General features: G+C 36.6%; 26 protein-coding genes. 17 read left to right on the top strand and 9 right to left on the bottom strand.

The annotated features are described in order from the left end of the window. The first annotated feature begins 4 nt into the window (after nucleotides 1-4). Complete coding sequence (gene eis, locus AO843_RS25055; RefSeq protein WP_231630089.1) at nucleotides 5-769, top strand: GNAT family N-acetyltransferase; 765 nt, start codon at nucleotides 5-7, stop codon at nucleotides 767-769. A gap of 15 nt (nucleotides 770-784) precedes the next feature. Here the strand turns inward: eis and psiE are convergent, their stop codons facing one another. Next, nucleotides 785-1,240: a phosphate-starvation-inducible protein PsiE gene (psiE, locus tag AO843_RS05825; protein WP_054610197.1), complete on the bottom strand. Its 456-nt coding sequence runs from the start codon at nucleotides 1,238-1,240 to the stop codon at nucleotides 785-787. Between the two features lie 218 nt (nucleotides 1,241-1,458). Between psiE and AO843_RS05820 the strand changes: the two genes are divergently transcribed. Beyond that, nucleotides 1,459-1,683, top strand: coding sequence for a hypothetical protein (locus tag AO843_RS05820; RefSeq protein WP_054610196.1), 225 nt, complete (start codon nucleotides 1,459-1,461; stop codon nucleotides 1,681-1,683). Between the two features lie 55 nt (nucleotides 1,684-1,738). Here AO843_RS05820 and AO843_RS05815 read toward each other — a convergent pair whose 3' ends face one another. Continuing rightward, nucleotides 1,739-3,472 carry a methyl-accepting chemotaxis protein gene (locus AO843_RS05815; protein WP_197278881.1) on the bottom strand — a complete coding sequence of 578 codons (1,734 nt, stop codon included), beginning with the start codon at nucleotides 3,470-3,472 and terminating at the stop codon, nucleotides 1,739-1,741. 212 nt (nucleotides 3,473-3,684) lie between these two features. Further along, the gene (guaC, locus tag AO843_RS05810) at nucleotides 3,685-4,668 is read right to left on the bottom strand and encodes a GMP reductase (protein ID WP_054610195.1); all 984 of its coding nucleotides are present in this window, start codon (nucleotides 4,666-4,668) and stop codon (nucleotides 3,685-3,687) included. Between the two features lie 236 nt (nucleotides 4,669-4,904). On the opposite strand from guaC, the gene AO843_RS05805 reads away from it, so the two are divergent. Continuing rightward, nucleotides 4,905-5,324: a VOC family protein gene (locus tag AO843_RS05805; protein ID WP_025116510.1), complete on the top strand. Its 420-nt coding sequence runs from the start codon at nucleotides 4,905-4,907 to the stop codon at nucleotides 5,322-5,324. A 44-nt stretch (nucleotides 5,325-5,368) separates the two neighbouring features. Here the strand turns inward: AO843_RS05805 and AO843_RS05800 are convergent, their stop codons facing one another. Then, entirely contained in the window at nucleotides 5,369-7,318 is a 1,950-nt protein-coding gene (locus AO843_RS05800) for a HAMP domain-containing methyl-accepting chemotaxis protein (protein WP_054610194.1), read from the bottom strand. A gap of 206 nt (nucleotides 7,319-7,524) precedes the next feature. On the opposite strand from AO843_RS05800, the gene AO843_RS05795 reads away from it, so the two are divergent. Continuing rightward, the gene (locus tag AO843_RS05795; protein ID WP_054610193.1) at nucleotides 7,525-7,899 is read left to right on the top strand and encodes a VOC family protein; all 375 of its coding nucleotides are present in this window, start codon (nucleotides 7,525-7,527) and stop codon (nucleotides 7,897-7,899) included. A 91-nt stretch (nucleotides 7,900-7,990) separates the two neighbouring features. Here the strand turns inward: AO843_RS05795 and AO843_RS05790 are convergent, their stop codons facing one another. Further along, complete coding sequence (locus AO843_RS05790; protein ID WP_054610192.1) at nucleotides 7,991-8,737, bottom strand: hypothetical protein; 747 nt, start codon at nucleotides 8,735-8,737, stop codon at nucleotides 7,991-7,993. A gap of 269 nt (nucleotides 8,738-9,006) precedes the next feature. On the opposite strand from AO843_RS05790, the gene AO843_RS05785 reads away from it, so the two are divergent. From AO843_RS05785 to AO843_RS05765, 5 genes are all read left to right on the top strand, one after another. After that, a complete protein-coding gene (locus AO843_RS05785) occupies nucleotides 9,007-10,179 on the top strand; it encodes an acyl-CoA dehydrogenase family protein (protein ID WP_054610191.1) in 1,173 nt (390 codons plus the stop codon). Between the two features lie 28 nt (nucleotides 10,180-10,207). After that, the gene (locus AO843_RS05780; RefSeq protein WP_054610190.1) at nucleotides 10,208-11,071 is read left to right on the top strand and encodes a transporter substrate-binding domain-containing protein; all 864 of its coding nucleotides are present in this window, start codon (nucleotides 10,208-10,210) and stop codon (nucleotides 11,069-11,071) included. Between the two features lie 84 nt (nucleotides 11,072-11,155). Further along, nucleotides 11,156-11,863: an amino acid ABC transporter permease gene (locus AO843_RS05775; protein WP_054610189.1), complete on the top strand. Its 708-nt coding sequence runs from the start codon at nucleotides 11,156-11,158 to the stop codon at nucleotides 11,861-11,863. A 12-nt stretch (nucleotides 11,864-11,875) separates the two neighbouring features. After that, on the top strand, nucleotides 11,876-12,577 hold the full coding sequence (locus AO843_RS05770) for an amino acid ABC transporter permease (protein ID WP_054610188.1): 702 nt from the start codon (nucleotides 11,876-11,878) through the stop codon (nucleotides 12,575-12,577). A 13-nt stretch (nucleotides 12,578-12,590) separates the two neighbouring features. Further along, on the top strand, nucleotides 12,591-13,346 hold the full coding sequence (locus AO843_RS05765; protein WP_054610187.1) for an amino acid ABC transporter ATP-binding protein: 756 nt from the start codon (nucleotides 12,591-12,593) through the stop codon (nucleotides 13,344-13,346). A gap of 123 nt (nucleotides 13,347-13,469) precedes the next feature. On the opposite strand, the gene helD is transcribed toward AO843_RS05765, so the two are convergent. Continuing rightward, a complete protein-coding gene (helD, locus tag AO843_RS05760) occupies nucleotides 13,470-15,776 on the bottom strand; it encodes an RNA polymerase recycling motor HelD (protein ID WP_054610186.1) in 2,307 nt (768 codons plus the stop codon). 440 nt (nucleotides 15,777-16,216) lie between these two features. Here helD and AO843_RS05755 point away from each other — a divergent pair, with 440 nt between their 5' ends. Continuing rightward, nucleotides 16,217-17,173, top strand: a complete 957-nt coding sequence (locus AO843_RS05755) for an AAA family ATPase (protein ID WP_054610185.1) — start codon at nucleotides 16,217-16,219, stop codon at nucleotides 17,171-17,173. A gap of 24 nt (nucleotides 17,174-17,197) precedes the next feature. Next, nucleotides 17,198-17,833 (top strand): RNA ligase family protein, encoded by a 636-nt coding sequence (locus AO843_RS05750; RefSeq protein WP_054610184.1) that lies wholly within the window; start codon nucleotides 17,198-17,200, stop codon nucleotides 17,831-17,833. Between the two features lie 205 nt (nucleotides 17,834-18,038). Here the strand turns inward: AO843_RS05750 and AO843_RS05745 are convergent, their stop codons facing one another. Beyond that, on the bottom strand, nucleotides 18,039-19,229 hold the full coding sequence (locus tag AO843_RS05745) for a coenzyme F420-0:L-glutamate ligase (RefSeq protein ID WP_054610183.1): 1,191 nt from the start codon (nucleotides 19,227-19,229) through the stop codon (nucleotides 18,039-18,041). 121 nt (nucleotides 19,230-19,350) lie between these two features. Between AO843_RS05745 and AO843_RS05740 the strand changes: the two genes are divergently transcribed. Further along, nucleotides 19,351-20,268 (top strand): LysR family transcriptional regulator, encoded by a 918-nt coding sequence (locus AO843_RS05740; protein ID WP_054610182.1) that lies wholly within the window; start codon nucleotides 19,351-19,353, stop codon nucleotides 20,266-20,268. Nucleotides 20,269-20,284: 16 nt separating this feature from the next. Here the strand turns inward: AO843_RS05740 and AO843_RS05735 are convergent, their stop codons facing one another. After that, nucleotides 20,285-21,166, bottom strand: coding sequence for a LysR family transcriptional regulator (locus AO843_RS05735; RefSeq protein ID WP_054610181.1), 882 nt, complete (start codon nucleotides 21,164-21,166; stop codon nucleotides 20,285-20,287). A 113-nt stretch (nucleotides 21,167-21,279) separates the two neighbouring features. Between AO843_RS05735 and AO843_RS05730 the strand changes: the two genes are divergently transcribed. Continuing rightward, on the top strand, nucleotides 21,280-22,299 hold the full coding sequence (locus AO843_RS05730; protein ID WP_054610180.1) for a YeiH family protein: 1,020 nt from the start codon (nucleotides 21,280-21,282) through the stop codon (nucleotides 22,297-22,299). A 185-nt stretch (nucleotides 22,300-22,484) separates the two neighbouring features. Here AO843_RS05730 and AO843_RS05725 read toward each other — a convergent pair whose 3' ends face one another. Next, complete coding sequence (locus AO843_RS05725; RefSeq protein ID WP_054610179.1) at nucleotides 22,485-22,820, bottom strand: heme oxygenase; 336 nt, start codon at nucleotides 22,818-22,820, stop codon at nucleotides 22,485-22,487. A gap of 216 nt (nucleotides 22,821-23,036) precedes the next feature. Here AO843_RS05725 and AO843_RS05720 point away from each other — a divergent pair, with 216 nt between their 5' ends. From AO843_RS05720 to AO843_RS05705, 4 genes are all read left to right on the top strand, one after another. Further along, complete coding sequence (locus AO843_RS05720; RefSeq protein WP_054610178.1) at nucleotides 23,037-23,723, top strand: response regulator transcription factor; 687 nt, start codon at nucleotides 23,037-23,039, stop codon at nucleotides 23,721-23,723. Beyond that, nucleotides 23,707-25,125: a HAMP domain-containing sensor histidine kinase gene (locus tag AO843_RS05715; protein ID WP_054610177.1), complete on the top strand. Its 1,419-nt coding sequence runs from the start codon at nucleotides 23,707-23,709 to the stop codon at nucleotides 25,123-25,125. Before AO843_RS05720 ends, AO843_RS05715 begins: the two co-directional genes overlap by 17 nt. Before the next feature lie 225 nt (nucleotides 25,126-25,350). Then, on the top strand, nucleotides 25,351-26,052 hold the full coding sequence (locus AO843_RS05710) for a polyphosphate polymerase domain-containing protein (protein WP_054610176.1): 702 nt from the start codon (nucleotides 25,351-25,353) through the stop codon (nucleotides 26,050-26,052). Nucleotides 26,053-26,069: 17 nt separating this feature from the next. Next, a complete protein-coding gene (locus tag AO843_RS05705) occupies nucleotides 26,070-26,753 on the top strand; it encodes a DUF4956 domain-containing protein (RefSeq protein ID WP_054610175.1) in 684 nt (227 codons plus the stop codon). Nucleotides 26,754-26,770: the final 17 nt, after the last annotated feature.

Here is a 26,770-nt window from a genome sequence, read left to right as displayed (position 1 = left end):
GACAGTGCGAGATCAACAACAGCTAATAGATTGCTATAACAGGGTAGCAGCTCAAAAGCATGGGATGTTTCTCAAAACAAAGTCAGAGCTGTCCTTTATTTTTAAAAGCGAGGAACATTATGTGATTGCGATGGAAAAGGATGGTACAGTACAAGGCTATACCGTCTTTTCATTTAAAAAGCAAAGTGAGAGTAATTTTATGTTGAATAATTTAGTAATTAAAGAGTGGATATATGAAACGCCGCAGGCTTTTTTAGAACTAAGTACATTTTTAAACAGTCAGGCAGATCAAGTAAACCGAATTGAGTGGAACACACAAGAAGACAATGTTCATTTCTTTTTAGGCGATGGAAGAAATGGTACAAATCATTTAATTCCAAGCGTTTACCATGAAAATGCTGTGTCAGGAGTTGGGCTGATGTACCGTATTATTAATGTGAAAGGCTTTTTTGAAGAATTAACGACACATCATTTTAATGGTGTAACACTTATATTCAAATTAACGGTTACTGACTCATTACTTCCTGAAAATAATCAGCAACTCATTATCGAGGCTGTTAAAGGTACTATCAACATTATTGAAAGTGGTAGCTATGATGTAGAAGTAATTTTAGATGTGGCAGAGCTTTCTTCATTGGTAATGGGTGTTATAACGGTCCAAGAGCTGTATATGCATCATCAAATAAAGATCAGTCATGAGCAATTTTTACAGGAATTACAGCAGTTTTTCTTTGTTTTTGAAAAGCCTAAGTGTATGTCCGCATTTTAGAATGGTGATGCTAGGTTAGTGCTCTTTTTTCATAAAAAGAGAAGATCGTGACGGTCTTTCAAGTGGTGTGATATTGATAATAAAGTAACTAATTATCAGTATAAGAATAATCACTGAATAAATTAACGTATTAAGAGGATGATCATGCTCAACGATAATTAATCGAATCATAGCTGTGATACCTATATATATAAAGTATCGAAGCGGAAAATGATAATCCTCTTTAAAATATTTAATAATCATCGTGATGAACTCAAAATACAAAAAGAAAATAAGAATGTTAGCAAGGAATAGCTTGTAATCGCCACCTTCCTTGGTGAATAGTAATATTTTGAGAAATTCAATTAGCTCCTTAAAGAGTAAAAACGATAAGATGAGCGCTAATAGGACAAGGCAAACATTCAGAAAGAGCTGAAGAGACTTTGGTACAGCTTTTATGAGCTGTAAGTATGGTGATTTTTTTTGATTCATATAATTCCTCCAATCATATTTTGATGATGAACACCAAACACATATATCATATGGTAAAATAGCAGAGCGTTATGATATGAATATAACAATTTGTCGTAAATCTTTCTTATATAATTTGTAAAGTTTTGGTATATTTTACGAAAGAAAGTTTTCAAAATAATTTAGCGGTATGCTAAAATAGATGTGCATGAATATAAAATTTAAAAGGGGTTTTTAAAATGGCAAAAGCTGCAAAAACTGATGCGAAAATTACACCAGAACGTTTAGAAGAAGCGTTAGTTGTTCGTGATCGTCTTATTATCGAACTACTAGTTCAAGTACTGGATGAGAAGCTAGTAATTGAGCGCCCAGTATTACGTGAGCGTGTAGGAAACCTTGTAGATCTTTCTAATTACGATGCAGAACTAAAGGAAACAATTCACGCAGTAATCAACAAACTATAATGAAAAGAAGAATGCTACGAAATTCGTAGCATTCTTTTTTATAGCATGTCACATGTCATGTAAAGCGTTCTACTAATTCATACATGCGCTCTGCCTCTGTATGGAGTTCCTGTGAGGAGTGCATGATAGATGTGACCGCTGACTTTTGTTCGTCAATGGATGCATTAATTTGTTCTGTTGCTGCGGCAGATTCTGTGGCTACGCTGGCTATTTCATTAATAGCATTAATGACAACAATACGGTTTTCAGCCATTTCACTCATACCCTCATTAAGTGAAACAAGGTGCTCTGTAATGTCCTGGATAGAATCGGCTAGGAAAGTAAAAGCTCCTTTTACTTCTGTTATCGACATTGCCTGACTTTGTGATAGCTGAAGAGTGTGTATCATTTTTGTATCAGAATTAGCTGTATCGATCTCGATACGCTGTAATAGATTTTTGACACGATTAGTGGCTTCGTTTGTATCCTCTGATAAATTTCGTACCTCTTCTGCAACTACAGCAAACCCTTTACCATGCTCACCTGCACGAGCTGCCTCAATACTTGCATTTAATGCTAATAGATTTGTTTGCTCAGAAATAGAAGTAATCGTTTGTACCACTTGATGTATTTCTTTCATCTGGCTGGTTAAACTTGAAAAATTAGTTCTTAACTCCTCAATTACTTCCGTAAATTCATTGGAATTTTGCAATAATCCATCTACTTTTTGTCGGCCGTTTTCTTGTGAATGATTAATGATATTCATATTTTCAGTGATTTCACTATATTTACTTGTAGCATTGGAAATAAGTGATGATAGTGTCTCCACTTTACTAATGGCCATTTCAGCTTCCTCTGCTTGCACAACAGAACCTTTAGAAATGTCATTGATGGCTTGATGGATTTCATCAGCAGAAGCGGTAGTTTCCTCAGTTATAGCACTAAGTATTTCCGAAGACACTCTCATTTGGGATGCACTTTCCTTTGTATTATTGACCATCTCATGCAAGCTATGTTTCATATTATTCACATTATTAGCTAATATTCCTAGTTCATCCTTTGTGGTTACGGGAATATCATCGCCTGTTAGCTTGCCTTTAGCAATATCCGATGTGATTACCATAATTTTGCGGATGTAGGCAGTCATCTGACCAGAGAAGAACCAAAAGAGCGCTACGCCGATTATTGTAGCTAGAATTGTCGTACCAAGTGTGTAATATAATACATTTTTAGTACCTGCATTAAAATCCATTTCATATGTACCAGCTGCGATAATCCACCCCCAATGCTTGTCCATTTCTACATAAGTAATTTTAGGGGCAACTATATCAGGATTGGAGGGTAGTGCCCAATCATACCGCACATAGCCGCCACCAGCCTTTGCCGCTTCAATCATTTCCTTTACGAAATAACGTCCATCACCTGTCTGTAAGTCTGAGATATCTTGACCTTCAAGAGAGGGATGAGTTTCAACCATACCATTATCCTTAAAGGCATAGAAATAAAAATTATCTCCGTATTTTACAGGATTATCGATAGATCGCTTATGATCTTCAATTTTTTTACCAACAATTTGAGTTCTGGCACTTTCCTGTGCTTCCTCCAATGTTAATTTTCCCTTTTGAACTTGCTCATCTAATTGCGCAATTAATTCAAGTATGCCAAGTGTGCCATTCTTAAGACTTTGTCGACCTACCTGATCCATCTCACTTCTTGCTACAAAATAATTGACTGTTCCAACCAATGCGGTAGAAATGAGAATTACGATAATGGCTAGAGTGACCAACTTATTACGCACCGATTTAATCATAGAAAAGACCTCCGTTCCCCCATTACTAGAAAAGTAATGCGATATAGTTATAGTATAATATAAAATTTTCTAATTAAATAGAAAATTCTGATAATAAATACAATATTTTATTTTATACTGTAAGCAAGGTTTTTATCGAATAATTGGAGTAGGGAAATACATAGAAAAACCCCACTTAAGAATGTTCTATTCTTAAGTGGGGTTGTAACTTATTAGTACACTTTATCTCCATTGAAGATAGAGTTTTTCACGATAACATAATCAACATTTCGAATAGCTTCTAGCTTTGTGCCACCTGCATATGAAATAGATGATTGTAAGTCTTGTTGCATTTCTATTAATGTATCTTTAATGCTTCCTTTATGTTCAACAAACATTTTCTTTCCTTCGACATTTTTACGTTCGCCTTTTTGGAATTCTGAAGCAGAACCGAAGTATTCTTTTACCTTTTTCCCCTCGACTTCGATTGTTTGACCAGGTGACTCTTCATGGCCTGCGAATAAAGAACCAATCATCACCATTGAAGCGCCAAAACGTACAGACTTAGCGATATCTCCGTGTGTTCGAATACCACCATCAGCAATAATTGGCTTTGTAGCAGCCTTTGCACACCATCGAAGAGCGGCTAACTGCCAGCCACCTGTACCAAAGCCTGTTTTAATTTTAGTGATACATACTTTACCTGGTCCAATTCCAACTTTTGTCGCATCAGCTCCAGCGTTTTCAAGTTCACGAACAGCTTCTGGTGTTCCAACATTACCAGCAATAACAAAGCTATTTGGTAAGTGTTTTTTAATATGCTGGATCATACGAATGACAGCATTAGAATGGCCATGCGCAATATCTATTGTAATGAAATCAGGTACTAGATTTGCAGCAGCTAATTCTTCAATAAACGCATACTCTTCCTCTTTTACACCAACGCTGATAGAAGCAATTAAACCACTACTTTGCATATCCTGAATGAAGTTTACACGTGCTTCTGGTTGGAATCGATGCATGATATAAAAGTAACCGTTTTCAGCAAGCTTCTTAGCAAGATTTTCATCAATAATTGTTTGCATATTAGCAGGTACTACAGGAAGTTTAAAAGTATGTCCTCCTAAAGTAACTGAAGTATCACATTCTGAGCGACTTTCTACAATACATTTTGCGGGAATTAGTTGAATATCCTCATAGTCAAATACGTTATCCATTATATACACTCCTAAAATACGAATATTTTTAAAGATTTATTTTAAATTGTTCGCCATTTGGTAATTTACATGATTTTCGAGTAAATGTCAAAGCTTTTGCGAAAATAATTAATAAAATTGAAAATAAGGCTAGATTTCTTATGTTGTAGATGAATTATTTCACTTATAGTTTGTGTTATGATTTATAATCCATGTACAATAGAATTGTTTCAAAAAATGTTAAGGGAGTGTTGGAAATGGCGGTAGAGGTATATTTAATTTTTAATGGAAATTGTCGAGAAGCTGTAGCGTTTTACGAAGATGCTTTTAGTACGGACAAGGCTGAAATTATGACATTTGGGGATTCACCACAAAATCCTGATTATCCATTACCAGAGGAAGCAAAAGATCTTGTTATGCATACACGACTTTCCGTATTCGGTAGTAGAATTATGTTCTCAGATACATTTCCAGGCTCACCATATGCAGTTGGAAACAATGTTACATTAGCAGTTGTTTCTGATGATGAAGAGCAGATGCGAAAAGCATTTGATAAGCTTAAAGATGGTGGGAAAGTTGTAATGGAACTTCAAGAAACATTTTGGAGCAAATGTTACGGCTCCCTTACAGATAAATTTGGTGTAGAGTGGCAATTTAGCCATGAGGTAAATGAATAACTTATACAATTAAAAGCACGGTGACATGTCACCGTGCTTTATTTTTAGTAATGAAAACGATCTACATAGCCCTGCAATTCATCCGCCATATCAAGTAACGTTTTAGCAGCGGAAGCTATGTCCTGCATGGAGGATAAAGTTTGTTCAGTTGAAGCTGCAACTTCCTCAGTAGCTGCTGCATTTAATTTAGCATGATCTGATAGTTCTATGGCTGTAGCAGAGACTTCCTCTACGACTGCTGACATTTCTTGAGCTGAGGCAGAGATATCCTCCATTTTTGGTGCGATGTTTCGGAGGCTCTCAATTATATTAGCAAATTTTTTATTCGTTTCTTCCGTTAATTGTAAGCCATCTTGAACATCTGCAGATGCCTTTACCATTGTTTGTACAGATTTTGCTGTATCCTGCTGAATACTAGTAATGAGTGCGGAAATCTCTTCTGCTGAATGATGTGATTGCTCTGCTAGTTTTCGAACTTCATCGGCCACCACTGCAAAACCTTTTCCATGTTCTCCCGCTCTTGCTGCCTCTATAGCGGCATTTAGAGCAAGTAAGTTTGTTTGGTCTGAAATGGCACTGATCATCTCCAAAATTGAACCTATTTCTTTTGTACGATCATAGAGCGTTTTAATCATTGTATCTGATTGTGTAACAGATTCGTAAATAGAGTTCATTTGTTTAACGGTTTGTTCGACAGATTGACCGCCTTCCTCAGCTAATTGGATAGCGTGGCTAGAGAGATCAGATACCTGCATAGAGCTATCTGCAACTTCCACAACGCCTTTAGCAATTTCCTCGACTGAAATAGCATTCTGATCTATAGCGGTCGTTTGTTTTTCTGTACTGATGGCCATTTGCTGCATGGCTTCAGCAACCTGCTCAGAGGCAGCAATATTTTGCTCAGCATTAGCAGATAAATCTTGAGCTGACGATTGGACATGTTGTGAGCTTTGGTCAACGTTACGAATTAGTTTTTTCAAACTCACCTTCATAGAGATAAATGCTTCCCCAAGTTGTCCAATTTCATCTTTAGAGTGAATGTCTATAAACTCAGTTAAATCACCGTCACTAATTTTTAAAGCACTTTGTTTCAGCTTATTTATTGGATTGACAACAGATTTAATCATAAAGAGCATAAATATTACCCCAACTACAATTGATGCAGCAATGATTATTAAGTTGATATTCAGTGTTGAAGCAGCTGCTTTTGCTGCTTCTGCGGTAAACATTGTACCAATAACTTTCCAACCCGTAAGTTCATTTGTAACAAACTGTAAGTGACGGTCTCTTTCAATAATCGTCCCGTTTTCTTGTTCATAAATTTTTGCGATATAGTTTTCGGTTGCCTCGACACCGCTTTCCTTATCAGGCTGAGCAATATAGATTTTATTATCATCTAAAAGAGAGGCATAGCCTGTTTCGCCGATGCGTATTTCATTGGTAATGTCACTTAGTGTTGAAATATTTAAGTCTATACCTATTACCCCTGAACTATCTGGTAAAGCTTGAGTGATAGTAATAACAACATCACCAGTAGATTTTGAAACATAGGGTGCAGTAATAGTGACTTGACCATTATTATCAATAGCCTGTTTATACCAGGGTCTTATACGAGGATCAAAGGCATCAGCATATACTTGAGCAGGCTCGTCCAGTAGTTTGCCATCAGCAGTACCAATATAAATTAGCTCAACTTCTGAATGCATATTAACGTATTCTCGTAGAAGTGATTTAAGCTCTGAAATTTTATTTTCTTGCAAATAGGATTGATTAAACTTATTAGAAAAATATTGTACATCTTCTAATTTGGGTTTAATTGTGTTTGTAATATTAGTATTAAGTATGCGCACACTTTCTGTTGCACTGGCTTGCTGTTCGGCTGAAATTTGACTTTCAGCACTTTGGTACGAAATTATTCCAATTAATAACGTTGGGATGAGAAGCATTGCTAAAAACGAAATAATAAGCTTTTTTCTTAAACTTAGTTGTTTCACTTGTATTATCCTCACATAATATTTTTTTGTTCTATACTTTTCCCTATAAGGTAAATAATTCTCATTCTAACAGAAATAAAATAAAAGGTAAGCCCTAATAGATATTATTATCAATTTTTAGAAATTTCTATAAACGGATTCGTTAGAAGCTATATAATGCTACTTTTTGTTGTATACTAAAGCACAAAAGAGGAGGGATTTATGTCATGATTCATCAAATTGGACAAGTCATGTTATATGTTAATGACCAAGATGCTGCAGTGAAATTTTGGACGGAAAAAGTGGGTTTTGTTATCATTGCTGAGCAGGAGGAAGCAGGAATGCGTTGGATTGAAATTGCGCCAACCGTGGAAGCTCAAACATCCTTTGTGTTACACAATAAAGAAATAATTGCTAAAATGCAGCCGGAATTAAATTTAGGAACACCCTCTATTATGTTTTACGCTGAAAAAATTGAAGAGATGTACCAAGATTTTCAGGCGAAGGGCATTAAAGTGGGCGATTTAGTAATGATGCCAATGGGTAGAGTTTTTAATTTTGCTGATCCTGAAAACAATTATTTTGCATTGGTGGAAAAATAAATATAATGAAGGAATCTGCTCATTTTCGCTATAAATTAGTAAAAAATAAGCAGATTCTTGTCTTTTATCTTCTTATTTAACTATTAGTCTCCTATGATAAATCTTCTCCGAAAATACTAACCGTTTGCCGATCTACTACAAATTCATGGCCATTCCATTTTAATATATTTTCCACATAGCCTAAGCCATCTGCATGATACCGGCCAGCTATCTCTTGATAAGCTAAAATTTCATATGTCCCATCCCGGTCATAATCAACAGGGTATAGTCCACTGATTGGGTCAACCCAACCCTCGATGGGTTGTTTTAATGTCCCGTCTGGATGATAGATTTCTGCTAAGTAGTCAGGACCTTTATAATGTAGATCAATTATATATTTTTTTGCGGGGCTACTACTTTGAACAACCGCCTTGTAGTTGTTGGCATAATTGACAGTATACTTGAGCCTATTATTAAACGACTCGGTATCAAAGATAGGACGTACCCGATTATTGATGGTGGAGAATATTTCCCCATTAATAATTCCTCCGCTGCCTCCAGTATCAGAGATAACTAGGATATCCTCAATATGATTACCAGTAAAATCCCCTAGAAATATAGTTGGATTATAGCCTACATTTTCTTTCAGTGGAATTTGTTCCATTCGCCCTGTTTGCCCATAAAAAATAGTTAGTGTAATATTTTCCCATAAAGGGCTGTCAGGCTTTTGAGTCCCCATCAAAAAAATGGTTTCAAAGGAGCCATCGCCATTAATATCGCCGAACTTAGTTTGGATAACTTGTGGTACAAAATGGGGTTGGCTGCCAGCATTTTGCATAGAATTTATGTTATTGGTCATATATACACCTCTCTCATAGTCTTAGCATATGTTGTAAACAAAGCTTGGTGCATAAAAGATGAATATGGTTTAATTCTTATTAAACTGACAAAAAAACTTGAATTTCACCCATTGACATTTTTAAATGTGAAAAGTAATATAAATGTCAACGAATCAGAAAATTCAGTACCAAATAGTATCTCACTACAATTTGTAGCGCGAGATTTTTTTTACTACTAATCCTTAGTAAATATATAAGATTTATATATATTGGGAAGAAGGAGATTGACTTGAAGAATTTATTTGTAAGAACTGAGCGACAACGCTTTTGGTTGGAAAAGTTAGCAGCTATCGCAGATCCCATTAAGGCCGAAGCTGCTGAGGTAGATGAACAATCTCGATTCCCATTCGAAGCGCATCGATTGCTTCAGCAAATTGGTTATCCGCAACTTACTTTACCGAAACAGTATGGCGGAGAGGGCCTATCAGTCTATGATATGGTGCTTGTGCAAGAAACGTTAGCAAGCTACGACGAGAATGCTTCTCTTTCTCTTGGATGGACATTAGGCGTTGTAGGCGAAATATATGACACAAAATTATGGACTGAGGATTTATTAACGGCATTCGCGGAAGAAATTAAGAATGGTGCCATGATTAATAGAGCGGTAAGTGAGGCGGCAACTGGAAGCCCAACACGTGGGGGGAGACCAGGAACAAACGCAGTTTCTATAAAAGATGGATGGCGCATAAATGGGCGCAAAATCTTTACTACCGCTTCACCAGTGTTAGATTATTTCCTCACTTCTGCTTGGATTGAAGAAAAGCAACAAATTGGATTTTTTCTCATTCATAAAGATTCAATAGGAGTATCAATTGAGGAAAATTGGGAAATGTCTGCAATGCGAGGTACTAGCAGCCATGACCTCGTATTAACAGATGTCGTTGTGGCCAAAGAGCATTTAGTAGAATTACCAAGTCATCCTAGTGGCGGTAAGATAAATGGCTGGATACTACATATCCCAGCAACATACCTAGGCATTGCACAAGCAGCTCGTGACTATGCTGTACATTTTGCTAATCACCATCAACCAAATAGCTTGAATGCTCCAATTAGTACATTACCAAATGTGCAACAGCTTTTGGGGGATATTGAGTTAAAGCTTTATCAAGCTAGATTTGTCTTATATGGGGTAGCTGAGGCGTACGATGACCCAGCAAGACGTGCCGTGTTAACAAATGAAATGGCTGTTGCTAAACATACTGTAACCAATATGGCAATTGACATTGTCGATAAGGCCATGCGGGTGGTTGGAGCGAAAAGCTTACAGCTATCAAACCCATTACAGCGCTATTATCGAAATGTTCGTGCGGGGCTTCATAATCCACCGATGGACGATATGACCATAATTAAATTAGCAACCGCTGCTATTGAACAACAGAAAATAAATGAAAATCAACAATAATGATGTGGATAAGAAGGAGAAATGTTAGATGAAGAAGAATAAGATTTTTCAATTTGCCGCGATTGGATTGGCATCTATTGCACTTTTAGCAGGTTGTAATTCAGGAGAATCAGCTGATAAGGAATCAGGTGATGGTGGAAAAGTTCGGACAGTAAAGGTTGCCTATGATCAGGCATCAAAGCCTATTAGTTATATAGACGATAATGGAAATCCAACAGGATATGATGTAGAAGTAATGAAATTAGTAGATGAATTACTACCTGACTATAAATTTGAATATGTAGGAACGACAAGTGATGATTTATTGATTGGTGTAGAACAAGGTAAATATCAAGTAGGGGTAAAAAATGCATTCTTTACACAGGAACGCACAGAGAAATTTATTTTCCCAAAGGAATTTTTAGGTTTAAGTAGTGCAGGTCTAGTATTGCGTAAAGAGGATGAAAGTATTAAAACATTAGCTGATTTTGCAAAAAAGGGCTATTCGTTGGCACCTATTGCTGCTAATAATGCGCAATACACAATTATTGATGAATATAATACTGCAAACCCAGACAATAAAGTAAAACTTGAAGCTGGTGATGCATTTACGGTTGATGTTGTACAGTGGGTAAATGAGGGTCGTGTCGATGGGGGCGTTATGATTGAGGGACCTTTTAAACAGCAAGTACTTGCTGAAGATGGCCCATATAATAACTTAAAAGATGAGGTAGTCTATAACGAATTTTCTGTTATTAAAACATGGCCTCTTTTCAATAAAAAAGAGCAAGAATTTGCTGATGCTTACGATAAAGCCATCGCACAAATTAAAGAACAGAAGAAAACAAATGAAATAAGCACGAAATTCTATGGTCGTGATTTATTTGAAGTATTGGAAACTGTTAATCGTTAGTTTAAAACATAATGACCATTATTAAGGCTGTTGAGGCTGGAACACTCAGCAGTCTTTATTCATAAAACAAAAGTTGGTGAGGAAATGGATAAATACTTTGACGCAACCTATATTTGGAACGCGATCCCCGTCTTATTACCGTTTTTAAAAATCACGTTTCTAGTAGCAGGATCCTCTATTGTCCTAGGCACAATATTTGGCTTATTTTTAGCAGCCGCTAAGCTTTCGTCTGTAAAGCTATTACGGAAATTAGCAAACTTGTATACAACGATTATGCGATGTACACCATCCATTGTTTTATTATTTCTTGTCTATTATGGTGTACCAGCATTAGCAGAAAATTTTGGTCTCAATCTCCACTCCATTGAAACGGCTATTTTCGTGGTCGTGACATTCACATTACAATTTGCAGCGATTATGTCAGAGGTGATGCGGTCCGCTTATTTAGCAATTCCAAAAGGGCAGTTTGAGGCAGCTGTTAGTATAGGGTTAACACCCTTACAGGCCTATCGAAGAATTATTTTTCCGCAGGCGTTAGTCGTTGCATTACCAAACTTCGGAAATGGCATGATTGCTTTATTACAAGAAGGTGCCTTGGCCTATACAATCGGTTTAATTGATATTGTTGGAAAGGCGAATTTAATAATAGCTAGCAATATTAATGCGCATGCCTTAGAGATTTATATCGCCCTGGCTATTGTTTATTGGGTGTTATCTATTATTATCGAAAAAATATTTACTATACTAGAAAAGATATTTGGTAGAGGTAAAAAGACTTTAGAAACAACGTAAGGAGGCGTAACCATGAATTATCAATTTTTACTTGAAACATTTTTCGTCGCATTATCAGGTGTTCCTATCGCACTCCTTGTCACTGTTGTTGCTTTGTTGATTGCTCTACCACTAGGGTTTTTGCTAGCATTAACGAGGGTTAATAAAATTCCTATTATACATCATCTAGCGAAAATCTATGTTTCCTTTGTGCGAGGAACGCCTATTATTATACAAATCTTTATTATTTATAGTAGTATCCCGCTTATGTTAAAAATTATTTTAGAAAAATATCATATTGCGTATGATATTTATAAAATCAATCCAATATGGTATGCATTTATCGTGTTTGCATTCAGTTCAACAGCGATATTAATAGAGGTATTTCGTTCTGCGTTAAGTACCATTGAAAAGGGACAATTGGAGGCAGCATACTCAGTAGGTTTGACAACATTCCAAGCATATAGTCGAATCATTATTCCGCAAGCATTAGTTGTAGCGCTGCCGAATATTTGTACAGCGACGGTAAATTTAATTAAAGCAACTTCCTTGGGTTATGCAATGTCTCTACCTGAAATCACCTTGAAGGCAAAGGTAGCTGCAAATGTTGGCTACAATTACGTGGAAGCCTATCTCGATATCTTTATTGTGTACTTGATTTTATGTAGCACTGTCGAATACTTGTTCAAGCGATATGAAAAATATTTAAGCAAATACAAAGCGGCAAACGTCTAAGGGGTGAACGAGCATGTTAGAAATAAAAAATATTCATAAATCATTTGGTGAAAATGAAATTTTAAAGGGTGTAGATCTAGCTATTGATCAAGGTGATGTTGTTGTTATTTTAGGTCCTAGTGGCTCAGGAAAAACAACACTATTACGTTGTATCAATTTTCTAGAAAAAGCGGATCAAGGGCATGCAACATTTGGAGATATTGAAGTTGATTTTCAACATGTAAAGAAAAAAGACGTACATGCAATTCGCCAACGTGTGGCATTTGTCTTCCAAAATTATAATCTTTTCACGAATAAAACAGCGTTAGAAAATGTCACGGAAGGGCTAATTATTGGACGTAAAGTTGCTAAGGCACAGGCTGTGGAAATTGGCAAAAAGGCTCTTGATAAAGTAGGCTTATCTGAAAAATATAATGCATATCCAAGTCAGTTATCTGGAGGGCAACAACAACGGGTAGGAATTGCACGCGCAGTAGCATTGAATCCTGATATTATTTTATTTGATGAGCCAACGTCTGCACTTGACCCCGAATTAGTGGGCGAGGTACTACAGGTCATGAAAAATATTGCAGCTGAGGGGACAACAATGCTTGTAGTGACACATGAAATGGGCTTTGCGAAAGATGTAGCGAATCGTGTTATTTTCATGGATGGAGGTGTTGTAGTAGAGGAAGGTAGCCCCCATGATATCTTTGTTAGCCCAAAAGAGGAACGCACAAAGAAATTTTTAAAGCGTGTCATTCCAGAAGACTATACATTCTATATATAACAAGGATGATTTCCATTCGGACTGACCTCCACTGTACGTTTTCAAAAGATGGATGTAGTCACTGGAGTCTTATAGCCCAGAATGGAAATCATTTCGTCTATTCAACAATAATAAAAAACGTCTCTATGATTGAAGGAAATACGTTAATTTATTGATGGAATAAATGTGCAACTCATGCATAGCTCTTGTACAGGCTGTATAGAAATATTTACGTTCAGTTTCTCGTGAATAATTGGCAGCGGATGCATTATAGATAAGCACAGCGTCAAATTCGATTCCTTTTGCCATGTATGCAGGGAGTAGTAATATGCCCTTTTTAAATTGTTTAGTATCGTGTGTAATCAGTTGAATATCTACGTGGTTGCTTAAGTGTTCATACACGGCAGAGCATTCAGCCGCAGTTTTACAAATAACAGCGATTGTTTCAAATTTGTGTGATAGCGATTTGATGCTTAGGATAATCTGTTCATTTAATTCTAATTCATTCGGTACAATCGTAATTGAAGGTTCTGGACCATTCCGGTTAAAGGCCTCTACTTCACTACCATCATTTAAAATTTTGGCAGTGAGTTGAATGATTTGCTTTGTTGAACGATAACTTTTCGTTAAAATCATTTTTTCTGCTTGCTCACCATATAATTGAGGGTCAAGCAGAGAAGGATTATCAAAAGTATGTGGATGGATTGTTTGATGTCCATCACCTAAAATCGTCATTTGGGCTTTTGGGAATAACTGCTGTAATACAGTCAATTGGAATGGTGAATAATCTTGTGCTTCGTCAATTAATACATGGCGTATCGTCGTATTTGTTTGCTGACCTTCAATTTTGTCCTGTAAATATAAAAATGGTGCCGCATCTTCATATGCAATCAATCGTTTTGCTAAATTAGGAAGAGTGTTTTGGCAAATATCCTCCCAATTGTCTGGTACAAGATGTTGAAATTCTTTAAAGAGAGCATTAGACAGATCAAAGAGTTGACGATAGGTACCTAATATATGGACAAATCTTAACTGATTGACAGAGTTTCGTAATGGTTTAAAGTGTTTTTTTACTATTTGTCTCGCTAATTTTTTACGTTCGTGATCAAAATCATCGAAAGAGTTTTCTGTATAGCGTCCCTCATATAAGAGCTCACTGTAAGACTTGGAGTAGTCTTCCTTGTCTAATAGCTCAGTTGCTTCTTCTACCCATTCCTTCGTACGCTCAGCTCTTTCAATTTTCGTCAATTGCTGCAATAACCATTCTTTCACTAATTGTAGGCGATTTGGTATCGACATGGAGGATGGGAAAGAATAAAAGTATTCCGTAATTTCCTGTGCAGTAATAATTCGTTCTCCACGAAAAACAATATTTTTAAATAATAAGCCTTTGTTCGACAAATAGCTTACATATTGGTCGATCAATTGTTTGTAAGTTAGACTTGCTTTAAACGAAATACTATTTAATTTAGTTAGATATTGAGCCTCATCTCTTTCTGTTAAAAGATCTTCAAGTTGCTCATAAGGATATTCTAATTGGAACTGTCGACCTAAACGTTTTTCAGCATACTCAATAAACGTCAATTGTTGCATATTATCTTCACCTAAATCAGGTAAGACCGTATGGACATATTGATTAAAAAGCTGATTAGGCGTGATCAGTAAAATTTGATCGGCCGTCATTTCATTTCGATAACGATACAATAAATAAGCAACCCGTTGTAGAGCTACTGCAGTCTTACCACTACCTGCTACACCTTCAACGATGAGATATCGTGAGTGGACATGACGAATAATCTTATTTTGTTCAGCTTGAATAGTTGCAACGATACTGCGGATATGTTCGTTGGCGTTTTGTGCAAGGATATCAAGCAATAAGTCATCACCAATTGTAAGACCAGTATTAAACATTGATTGTAGCTGACCATTTTTAATAATAAATTGTCGTTTTAGTAGCATCTCGCCGTTGTTTTCTTCTGTCGTTGTTTCGTAGGAGGCTTCCCCAGGTGTGTAATCATAATACATACTGGAAATTGGCGCACGCCAGTCATAAATGATGATGTTTTCATCTTGTTCATCCAATAGTGTGGCAACACCTATATAAATTTTAAGAGGTTCATGATGATCACTTTGTAAAAAATCGATTCGTGCAAAGTAGGGTGACTGTTGTAAACGTTCATAAACTTTCATATTTCGAATTGCCCGTTGCTGTGCAAGTTCTGAATCTGATAAAAGCTCTACCTGTTGCTTAATCGCAAAAAAGGTTTCATCAACATCCTCAGCAGTATCTAAATTGACTCTGACATCGTTCCAGAAAGTTTTCTTGATAGCGACAGCATTTTCTTTGAAACCTTTTTCTTTAAGTAATAATTCCTTCATTTTGTGATCAATGATATTTAAACAATGCTCAAGGTGCTGCATTTCTTCATGCCATTCATTTTGATTTTCCAACGTGTACTCACATTCCTCTCCATAGTTTTTCTCTTCTGTCGGTGCAATAACCCTTACCTATATAGATGGTGGGGTGTAGGTAATTGTGATTCTCTTTTGATGCTTGTTTACCGAATCTTTGAATAAAGCGGTAACCTTCAAACGCAATTACCTCAACGGGAAATGGTAGGGTGATTGAATCAGGAAATTTATCATACATCTACTTCAGTAAGAAGTATAGTCTAGTAATTATTGTAAATTTATGATACAATAACTGTGTAAGGTAATAAGATATTGATATGCATAGACTGCTCTACAAAAAGGTGGAGCAGTCTTTTTTATATGTGTTAGATCTTCGTATTATGACTGATTACAATAAATTATTATTAAAAATAATCATATTCATACCTAAAGAATATGGCGCGACATACGATATAGAAGCTTGAAGGGAGGTGAAAAGGATGAAGGTAATCTTTACAGTGGGATTACCTGGAAGTGGAAAAAGCACATATGTAAAACAGCTAGCGAAAAGAGAAAATGCCGTTGTCCTTTCAAGTGACGCTATACGTCAGGAGCTATTTGGTGACGCAACTAAGCAGAAATCACGTGTGGTCTTTCGCACATTATATGAGCGTCTAAATAGCTTAGTGGCAAAAGGTTTTTCGGTCATTGTGGATGCTACTAATATTGAACGAGAGCGCAGGATGTTTGCACTACGAAAAATACCAAGTACAGTTCAGAAGGAATGCTATTACTTTGATACACCCTATTCAACCTGTGTAGCAAGAAACCAGCAACGGAAGCGGCATGTACCATTAATAGTGATGGAAAAAATGAGCAAACATTTAGAATTTCCGACAACAGGGGAAGGATTTGATGAAGTACATATAGTACATGAACCAAGTCCCTATGACATTTCCCAACAACAATTTATTTCACTCATTCAAAGCCAACCCACTTATGAGGAGCTTTTTCAAACACTTCGAACAGTCCCGCTTTTTAAAGAAATATATCAATTCGATCAAGAAAATCCATTCCACCAATTTTTATTATGTCAGCATACGTATTTTGTATATGCATATATCAATGAATACTATATAGAAAGTGATAAGCTGGCATTACAAATAGCTGCATTATTCCATGATGTCGGCAAGCCATTTTGTAAAAAATATAAGCCATTGCAACAACGGTATGGCTATTTCGGCCATGAAAATGTATCAGCTCAATGGGTTTGTCATTTTTTATTAGAGTTGGGTTTTGAAGAGGACTTTGTTTTAAAGGTCGTTTATTTAGTGCAATTCCATATGTTAATACAGTATGGTGGTGACAAAGGTGGAAGCGAAATTTATCATTTATTAGACGGTGATCTATTAACAAGGCTTTATTTTTTCCGTGAGGCAGATCAATTTGCTAAATAAACAGCAGAGAAAGGAAGTGAAGATATGACGAAATTTATGAAATACCCAAGAAGCTTTCATTTACCGTGGAGCAGAAGCTATACCCATGATGATAAGGTTGCTAAAAATGTGAATCATTTTATTGGAAAGGAAGTTGTTGTCACTGAAAAATTAGATGGAGAAGGCACAACACTTTACAGAGACTATATGCATGCCAGAAGCATCCATTCAGCTAACCATCCTTCAAGACATTGGGTAAAAACATTTCATGCGAGTTTTTCCTATCGGATTCCAACTAATTGGCGATTGTGTGGGGAAAATATGTTTGCCAAGCACTCCATTTATTATCAAGCGTTAACCAGCTATTTTTATTTATTTAGTATCTGGAATGAAGACAATATTTGTTTAAGCTGGGATGAGACGGTTGCTTTTGCTGAAGAATTAGGTATAGAAACGGCACCTGTTTTATATCGAGGAATTTTCAACGAAGAAAAAATAAAACGTATGTTTACTGGAAAATCAATGTTTGATGGTGAGCAAGAGGGTTATGTCATTCGCAATGCTGGATCATTTCATTATGATGATTTCCAATATAATTTGGGCAAATTCGTGAGACCTCATCATGTTCAAACAAGCGAACACTGGCTACAAGAAAAAGTAATACCTAACCGTATAAAATGAACCTGATTAAGTAAAAATTTAATGATTAATTTATAAAAAGGACTGAGAAAAATGTAATACTTCATAAAATAAATCAAAAATAGTATACATGAGGAAGTTGCTGGGCTGCATATCCCTATAAAATAGGAATTACAGGTTCGATCCCTGTCCTCCTCCATCCAATAAAAATGAACTCTCGTCACTAGTACGAGAGTTCATTTTTTCATTATTTAGTGTAGTTGTCGAAGTAACCTTGAATGTAAATCATAGGTGTTCCTTTGTCTCCTGAACCTGATGTCAAATCAGAAAGGGAGCCGATAAGGTCTGTTAAGCGTCGAGGTGTTGTTCCCTGTGCAGCCATTTGACCTGTTAAATCTTCATCTTTATTTTGAATGTATTCAGAAATAGCCGCTTTTAACTCTTCTCCACGAAGGTCTGCAAAGTCGTTGTCTGCTAAATATTTTAATTTAACCTCGTTAGGTGTTCCGTTTAATCCAGCTGTGAATGCTGGGGAAACAACAGGGTCTGCAAGTTCCCAAATTTTTCCTACAGGATCTTTGAATGCACCATCACCGTAAATCATAACTTCTACAGTTTTACCTGTAGCTTCTTTGATCTTTGCTTGGATTCCGTCAACAATCGGTTGGCAAGTATGTGGGAACAACTTGATACTATCTTCTGTAGCTTTGTTAGAGCCAAGAAGACCATACTCCGCATTGAAACCTGAACCATTAATGGATTCAGCTAAAATATTATCAAGGCTGTAAACTTTTTCAGCACCATTCGCTGTTAAAATGCGTTTTGTGCGGAAACGTGAGTGAATATCACATGTTAGGACACTCTTCGTATAATCTAAAATTGTTTTTGGGTTATTGGAGAAGATTACCTCACATGTAGCCCCTTCTGCTTCAATTAACTCTTTATAGTATTCAATATAATCTACACCAGTAAATGTATGTTTTTTATAGCCGAAATGCTCGCGGAATTCAACTTCATTTAATGTATCTATCCAAGGATTAATACCTTTTACATCTAACTCATCAATATCAACAAGATGATTACCAACTTCATCAGATGGGTAGCTTAGCATTAATACAACCTTCTTAACGCCCTTGGCAATACCGCGTAAACAGTTGGCAAAACGATTTCGACTTAAAATAGGGAAAATAACTCCCACAGTATCATCGCCAAATTTCGCTGCCACATCCACAGCGATATCGTCGATTGTTGCGTAGTTACCTTGTGCACGTGCCACAACTGACTCAGTTACGGTCACAATATCTCGATCCTCAATAGCATAACCTTCGACTTTCGCAGCATTTAACACTGTATCTACAACGATTTGTTCAATATGATCGCCTTCGTTAATAATAGGACCACGAAGACCTCTTACTACTGTTCCGATTACACGTTCCAACTTAATCTCTCCTCATTTAACTTTCGTAAAGTGATTTAAAATCCATATGATTTTACTATACGCTTCATTAATGATATAAGTAAAATTAATAGTTCATATAATAGCTATAAGAGGTGCTTATATGATAGGTAAATTAGATTTATACCGTGTTTTTAGTGTTGTAGCTAAAAATAATAGCTTTTCAAGGGCAGCCAAGGATTTATATATGACTCAACCCGCTGTCAGTCAAGCTATGATGCAACTGGAAAAAGAGCTTGGTACACGTCTTTTTAATCGAACTCCTAAGGGTGTGACTTTGACAACAGAAGGTAGTCTGCTATTTGAATATACAAATTCTGCTTTAGGACTTTTAGACGCTGGAGAAGAAAAGTTATTGGAATTCAAAAATTTAACAACGGGGCAACTTAAGATTGGCGTAGGCGATACTATTTCACGCTTTTTCCTCATGCCTTATTTAGAAGCATTTCATACGATGTACCCGAATATTAAGTTAGAAATGTTAAATGGTACAACTTCTGAAATTTGCAATTTTATTAAATCGGGTGAGGTGGATATTGGTTTTTGTAATTTCCCCATAGAAGATTCGACATTACAGTTAACGGTATGCACGGATATTCAGGATATTTTTGTATGTGGGGAGAAATATAAGACATTGGCATCTAAAAGTTTGAGCTATGAGGATCTATTAAAATTTCCCCTTATTTTTCTTGAGAAAAAATCAAACTCGCGAAAATATGTAGAAGATTTTTTATTGTCAAATGGGGTCCATATTGAACCAGAGTTTGAGCTAGGTTCACATGATCTTGTACTAGAATTTGCTCGTAGTAATTTAGGAATTGCATGTGTTACAAAAGAGTTTTCAAAGGATTACCTCCATCGTGGACTCTTATATGAACTATCCTTAAACGAAAGTATTCCACCGAGGAGTATTGGTATGTGTTTTTTAAAGACAGTTCCTCTTTCTAGAGCGGCGACTAAATTTGTCGAAATTATTGAACACAAGCGTTTTAATACTAGAAGAACAATCAATAAAGCTTAGCGACGAGAAGTGTCAGCTAAGCTTTTTTTGATATTACTTCAATCAATATATCGACATTACGCTTATTTTTCATAGTTGGTGAACAAAGATATGAAAATGTTCGCATAAAATGCTGTCCCTCAAGTGGGAGGATCGTCATATCGCCATTTTTTAACTCACGCTCAATAACACATGCAGACAGTAAGGAAAGCCCAAGCCCTTGCATAACGCTTTCTTTGACTCCCTGATTACTGCTAATTGTTAAAAGTGAATGAACTTGTAAGCCATTGGCTCTAAATAAATGATCTAAATAATAACGTGTTCCGGAGCCTTCCTCGCGTGCAACCCAACTTTGCTGTTGAAGTTTATCCGCAGTAATAGGCTGTTGCATTGTTAGCGGATGATTACTTGCACTGACAATAAATAACTCATCCTGCATAAATGGTTTTATCAAAAGTTCATTGTCATGAGCCTGTCCTTCAATCAGGCCAATATCAACTTGTAATAATTTTGTATATTGAATGATTTCTTTCGTATTACCAATAATAATTTGAAGCTCAAGTTGTGGAAATCGTTGTTGCAGGCTAGCGATAATTGGGGGCAATATATATTCCCCAATAGTAAAACTAGCCCCTATTACAAGTGTCCCTTGCACTTCTTGATGGTAGGCCGCAATATCTTCCTTAGCTGCCTCGGCTATAGCTATGATCTGTTTAGCCCGCCTATAGAGAATCTCTCCAGTTGGTGTAATTTGAACGGATTTTGGCGAACGAATAAATAAAGTAGTTTGCAATTCCTGCTCAAGGTTTTTAATGTGTAAGCTGACACTAGGCTGTGAAATATGAAGTATTTCGGAGGCCTTTGTAAAATTATTGACCTCTACTAGTGTGATAAACGTTTTTAAAGCCTCATATTGCATATTTACACCCCTATTATTAGAAATATTAATAGTAACGATTATATATATGTATTTTACTAATAGTGAGCTTTTTAATAAAGTAGTAATCAGCACAGGAGAAAGAAGTGAACATCATGGTTAATGGACAGAACAAAGGAAAATACGCACTTCAACCAAGTTTTCTCAAGGGATTGTTACTAACGCTCCTTATTGCCTTAGTTGCAAAGTATATTGCCACATTTCCTTTCTTTTCAATAATGGGCCAGTTGGTAATTGCCATTATATTAGGAATGGCTTGGCGAGCAACATTTAAGGTACAGGATTCCTGGCAAGGTGGAATTACATTCTCCAGTAAAAAACTATTGCGATTAGGCATTATTTTATTGGGTATGCGCCTAAATTTAGCTGATATCTATCATGCAGGGGCAAATGTTTTTTTGATTGCAGTCATAAATTTACTATTTGCGTTAATCGTAGTTTATGGTCTAACAAAAATCCTTCATGTCGATCAAAAGCTAGGGATCTTAACGGCTTGTGGCACAGCAATTTGTGGAGCTGCAGCTGTAGTGGCAATCGCCCCTCAAATTAAAGCAAATGAAAAGGAAACTGCAGTGGGGGCAGCCATTGTTGCGTTATTAGGAACTGTATTTACGCTTGTTTACACGGTGCTTTATTCCATTATAGACCTAACACCAACGGAGTATGGTATTTTCGCAGGTGGTACCTTACATGAAATTGCTCATGTTATTGCAGCTGCATCTGCGGGTGGAAATGAAGCGATTGATATAGCGGTCATTGTAAAATTAACGCGTGTCGCACTGCTTGTTCCAGTAGCCATTATTATCGGTATTTTCTATCGAAGAACGGCTAAAGGTGAAGAGAAAAAAACATTTTCATTATCGATTATACCGTGGTTTATTTTAGGGTTCTTAGCGATGAGTGCCATTAATTCATTAGACATTATACCAGCTAATGTGGCCCAAGCCTTCGTCAATATTGCTTATATCTTAATTGCTATGGCGATGGCTGGTCTTGGTTTAAATGTTGAGATTAAAACCTTTAAGGAGCTTGGAGTAAAGGCATTTGTAGCTGGTTTAATTGGTTCAGTTTGTCTATCTGTATTAGGATATATACTTGTTATTTTTTTATCATGATTAGGTAAAATATTTCTCTGTACAAAGAGTAGGCAATGATGGTGTGACTACTAATTTTATAAGTCCCCAAAGGATGTCGCACATTTTTTAAAAACTACCTTAATGAAAAAGACCCTGCATTGTATTTCAACATGCAGGGCTTTTTAGATAGAATCAGAAGATCATGTATAAAAATTTAGTGTCGTTTATGAACGTAAAGCTTCAATGGAAGATGCTAATTCAGCAACTACTATTTTGCTACCAATCATAGGGCTATCTGTTTTTTCCCCTTCAGAGCCTGAACTTGGACGGTGATGGGCTGCAGCAAATGCATCGCTATTACGCCATGCTTGGAAATGCTCCTTAGATTCCCAATACATATTAACACTCATTTCGTCATAAGTAGGATCATCAGTTGAAATTAATACCTCTACTTTATGGAAGCCTTCAAATTGTTGTAGAGGACCTGGTTTTGTAAAGTTTGGAGCCATTCTTGCCGCAAAGCCTGGCTTCACTTGAATACGATTTGTAACAATAATCATGCTTTTCCCCCCTTATTTTCATTTACTAGGTTTTTGAATGAATTATCATTGATTATCATTCGCAATCAATGATAAGTGGCATAGGAAGACATTGTCAATAGAAGTCCTCTAGATATTCTCATGGCAAGTAAACTTCTTCTTATACGCTGACATTTAACTGACATAATCCGGTGCTATAATAAACATAAGAGCTAGCTAGTAGCGAGGTGAACAAAAATGGCGCATATATTAGTAATAGAAGACGAATATGCAATTAGCCAGGTATTAAAAGTTTATTTAAAAAAAGTCGGTTATGATGTAACACAATGCTTTAGTGGTGGTGAAGCTTTAGATAAATTTCTTGAGACTCAACCAGATTTAGTGCTGCTAGATATTATGTTGCCGGAGAAAAATGGTTGGATCATTTTAAAAGAAATTAGAGAGCTAAGCGCTTGTCCAATTATTATGTTAACAGCTTTAGGTGAGGTTAATTACCGCTTAGAAGGATTTGACCAAGGTGCTGACGATTATATTCCAAAGCCTTTTATTGCAGATGAAGTTGTTGCGAGAGTGAAGGCCGTTATAAGACGGGCTGAAGGAAGCACGGATTCATCCTCTTTAAAGCGTTACGGTTCCCTCGAAATTGATAGTAAGGCACATAGAGTATTTCTAGGAGGGAAGGAAATAGTATTAACGCCCAGAGATTTATCGGTGCTTTTGTTTTTAGCTGACCATCCCAACCAAACATTTACACGTGATCAGCTCATTGATCATGTTTGGGGTTGGGAGTACGAGGGAAGTGATCGAGCGGTAGACTTAGCGGTAAAAAGGCTTCGTAAAGCATTGATGGATTGGGATGAAGCAGAGGGTGAAATAAAGACACTACGTGGATTGGGGTATCAGCTGAGTGTTCAAAAGAAATAAAAGAATATCTTTACTTCAATATTGGACAAGCCGTTACTTACTTACACTATTTATAGGTTTAGCTATTATTTCCTTGATTTCGGCAGCTTGGATTCGCCATACGACGTTTGAAAATCGGCTAGAGATGATGGAGTTTTTAGCAGATGAGACGGTCTATCGTTTAACCGATACTTCAGGTCCTAATAATGGGCCGTTTAACGGTATTCCTGGTTTCATTGGGGATCGGGAGCGTTTTACTATGAGAGAAATCGATCCTATCCTGTATGTTGTCGATGAAAAAGGCAATATTTTAACAAGTAATCGTCCCGTACCGCCAGGTAGTGCTAAAAATGTTGCGAGTATGATAGATGGAGAAGAAGGCACAAAGGAAATAACAGTAGGACTAGAGCCTGTTCAATATGTGGTCAAAAGAAAAATAGAAAATAGTAAGCAGCTAATGGGCTGGGTGCTAGTAGCGGAAAAGAAAGAGAATTTAACAAGGGTGAACCAAGCCTACGGTCAGCTTGCCATATTGATTGGAGCGTTGGCTTTATTAGGCTGGATTGCTATTTACTTTTTGTCCAAGCGATTAGCCCGTCCTATCAAACAAGTAGCAGCAGCAGCTAAACAAGTACAGGAAGGTAACTATTCGGTTGATTTACCTCTAGATAGTAAGGAAAAAGAGGTGTATGAGCTTGTAACCTCCTTTGAAAATATGGCAAAAAAACTTGAACAACTGGAGAAGACTAGAACAGAATTATTAGCAGGTGTCACCCATGAACTGAAAACACCCGTCACATCGATAAGTGGACTATTACAAGCTGTAAGAGATGGCGTTGTAACAGGACAGGATGCAATGGAATTTATTGATATGGCAATGGTCGAAACGACAAAAATGAAAACAATGGTTGGCGATTTACTTGCTTTTAACCACTTTGCAGTAGATGTAATTCCGGTGAAGCTTGAGCCTGTAGATGTCAATCAGCTTCTGCGGGAGGCGGTAGTACAGTGGGAAGTAATGCAGGAAGATGACTGTGTTCACGTAAACTTTCATCTTGTTGAAGAATCTATCTATGTACAGGCAGACATTGTTCGTATTCAGCAAATCATGACAAACTTATTAACCAATGCGAAACAGTCCATGGATAAAGGGACTGTAACTTTAACACTAGAAGAGCAAGGGGATACGATTTCAATTATTGTTGCGGATACAGGGCGAGGTATTCCTGTGGAGGATCAGGCATTTATATTTGAGCGTTTTTATAGAGGGGAGAATAAAAAATATGCCATTCGAGGATTAGGTCTAGGATTACCCCTTAGTAAGATGATGGCGCAATCTATTGGTGGTGACTTAAGATTAATCGAAAGTAATACCACAGGAACATCCTTTGAATTGATATTGCAAGGAGCTACTACGCTGTAAGAGCGTGGTAGCTTTTTTGTCTTGATTAGTTGCAATAAAATTGGCTAGGAATTATTTGTAAAAAATAGGTGAAGAAAATATAAAGCTGACATCTGCCTGACACAAATACTCTTTATAGTAAACAGTGTAGACGAGAAACGAGCAGAAGGAACGCTTTTGCTATCGTCATGCTACTGTGCTTCAACGGCAATATGACAATGAAATCAAGTAAGGAGTGTGATGTATATGCCAATAGTAACCTCATTTAATCCAAATGGTCGCAAGGAAATTAAACAGGCGATTGCCTATCCGGATTATGCGTTATTAAAAGCTAAGCTTCCGTATATTATGAAGCTGGACAAGCATGCGGGTATGGATGGCAAATATTTAATTCGGAGTACGTACTTCGATAATTTTGCGAATAAAGTGCTGAATGAGAAAAAAGAAGGCTATATCAATCGAGATAAATATCGCGTACGAATATACGGTAAATCTAGTGCCATTATTAATCTTGAACGCAAGAGTAAACGCAACAATTTAACCTTTAAAACAAAGTGTGCGATATCTCAAGCTGAATATGAAAAAATGCGCCTTGGAGATATTTCATGGATGGAGGAAGACAACCGAGGCCTAATTAGAGACTTATATCAAGAGATGAATTACAGTCAGCTTCGACCAACAACAGTAGTGGATTATGAGCGAGAGGCATATATCTATCCATTTGGTAATGTGCGTGTAACTTTTGATAGTAAGGTGCAATCAAGTTTACGCAATACAGATATGTTTAACCGAAGTTTACCAATGGTGGATGTACTAGAGCAAAACCTTGTAATTTTAGAGGTAAAATACGATGACTATTTACCAGACATCATCAAATATTTACTTCAGTCTGTAGATACACGTGCCGAGGCATATTCAAAATATCAACTTAGTCGTATGTACGGCTAATAAAAGGAGAACGGACGATGGATACAATTAAATTTAGTGATATTTTTAAATCCAATTTTTTAGAAAAGACAACATCTTTTTCATTAATCGACTCAATTATTGGTTTGGTCGTAGCATTTTTTATTGGGCTTTTCATTTACGCAGTTTATAAGAAAACCTTTAATGGAGTGATTTACTCCCATTCATTCAATATTTCATTGCTCATTATGACAATGGCAACAGCACTGGTGATTATGGGGATCAGTTCGAACGTTCTGTTATCTCTTGGTATGGTGGGTGCTTTATCCATTGTACGTTTCCGGACACCTATAAAGGATCCCATGGATTTAGTCTATATTTTCTGGGCAATCGTTTCAGGTATATTATGTGGTGCAGGTTTTATTCCTTTAGTGATTATTGGAGCCGTGTTAATTGGTCTCGTACTGTTAGTATTTGTGAATAAAATCACTGTAGAAAATCCCTACTTACTAATTGTAAAGTTCGAAGAAGAGCTAGCAAACCTAGAGGTGGAGCGAATTATAGCCGCACAAACAAAAAAATTTGCTCTCAAATCGAAGTCGATTATGCACAATGAAGAAATGGAAACTACGTACGAAATTCGCGTCAAACAAAACGATGCTAAACTAATGGATCTGCTAACAAAAGTGCCAGGTGTAAAATCTGCCATTATGCTAAGCTATGACGGGAATTTTACAGCATAATGACCGCTTTCACAAAA

The organism is Lysinibacillus sp. ZYM-1, assembly GCF_001308875.1.
In the GTDB taxonomy this organism is placed as follows: Bacteria; Bacillota; Bacilli; order Bacillales_A; family Planococcaceae; genus Lysinibacillus.
This window is presented reverse-complemented; position numbering and strand designations above follow the sequence as displayed.

What these genes read in the sequence shown, in the direction of transcription:
- AO843_RS05735 (WP_054610181.1), bottom strand. Translation starts at nt 21,166, where the DNA reads ATGCAATATGAGGCTTTAAAAACGTTTATCACACTAGTAGAGGTCAAT.
- guaC (WP_054610195.1), bottom strand. Translation starts at nt 4,668, where the DNA reads ATGGATAACGTATTTGACTATGAGGATATTCAACTAATTCCCGCAAAA.
- AO843_RS05820 (WP_054610196.1), top strand. Translation starts at nt 1,459, where the DNA reads ATGGCAAAAGCTGCAAAAACTGATGCGAAAATTACACCAGAACGTTTA.
- AO843_RS05710 (WP_054610176.1), top strand. Translation starts at nt 25,351, where the DNA reads ATGCCAATAGTAACCTCATTTAATCCAAATGGTCGCAAGGAAATTAAA.
- AO843_RS05780 (WP_054610190.1), top strand. Translation starts at nt 10,208, where the DNA reads ATGAAGAAGAATAAGATTTTTCAATTTGCCGCGATTGGATTGGCATCT.
- AO843_RS05720 (WP_054610178.1), top strand. Translation starts at nt 23,037, where the DNA reads ATGGCGCATATATTAGTAATAGAAGACGAATATGCAATTAGCCAGGTA.
- AO843_RS05730 (WP_054610180.1), top strand. Translation starts at nt 21,280, where the DNA reads ATGGTTAATGGACAGAACAAAGGAAAATACGCACTTCAACCAAGTTTT.
- AO843_RS05725 (WP_054610179.1), bottom strand. Translation starts at nt 22,820, where the DNA reads ATGATTATTGTTACAAATCGTATTCAAGTGAAGCCAGGCTTTGCGGCA.
- AO843_RS05755 (WP_054610185.1), top strand. Translation starts at nt 16,217, where the DNA reads ATGAAGGTAATCTTTACAGTGGGATTACCTGGAAGTGGAAAAAGCACA.
- AO843_RS05740 (WP_054610182.1), top strand. Translation starts at nt 19,351, where the DNA reads ATGATAGGTAAATTAGATTTATACCGTGTTTTTAGTGTTGTAGCTAAA.
- AO843_RS05765 (WP_054610187.1), top strand. Translation starts at nt 12,591, where the DNA reads ATGTTAGAAATAAAAAATATTCATAAATCATTTGGTGAAAATGAAATT.
- AO843_RS05705 (WP_054610175.1), top strand. Translation starts at nt 26,070, where the DNA reads ATGGATACAATTAAATTTAGTGATATTTTTAAATCCAATTTTTTAGAA.
- AO843_RS05790 (WP_054610192.1), bottom strand. Translation starts at nt 8,737, where the DNA reads ATGACCAATAACATAAATTCTATGCAAAATGCTGGCAGCCAACCCCAT.
- AO843_RS05815 (WP_197278881.1), bottom strand. Translation starts at nt 3,472, where the DNA reads ATGATTAAATCGGTGCGTAATAAGTTGGTCACTCTAGCCATTATCGTA.
- AO843_RS05775 (WP_054610189.1), top strand. Translation starts at nt 11,156, where the DNA reads ATGGATAAATACTTTGACGCAACCTATATTTGGAACGCGATCCCCGTC.
- AO843_RS05750 (WP_054610184.1), top strand. Translation starts at nt 17,198, where the DNA reads ATGACGAAATTTATGAAATACCCAAGAAGCTTTCATTTACCGTGGAGC.
- AO843_RS05770 (WP_054610188.1), top strand. Translation starts at nt 11,876, where the DNA reads ATGAATTATCAATTTTTACTTGAAACATTTTTCGTCGCATTATCAGGT.
- AO843_RS05795 (WP_054610193.1), top strand. Translation starts at nt 7,525, where the DNA reads ATGATTCATCAAATTGGACAAGTCATGTTATATGTTAATGACCAAGAT.
- AO843_RS05805 (WP_025116510.1), top strand. Translation starts at nt 4,905, where the DNA reads ATGGCGGTAGAGGTATATTTAATTTTTAATGGAAATTGTCGAGAAGCT.
- psiE (WP_054610197.1), bottom strand. Translation starts at nt 1,240, where the DNA reads ATGAATCAAAAAAAATCACCATACTTACAGCTCATAAAAGCTGTACCA.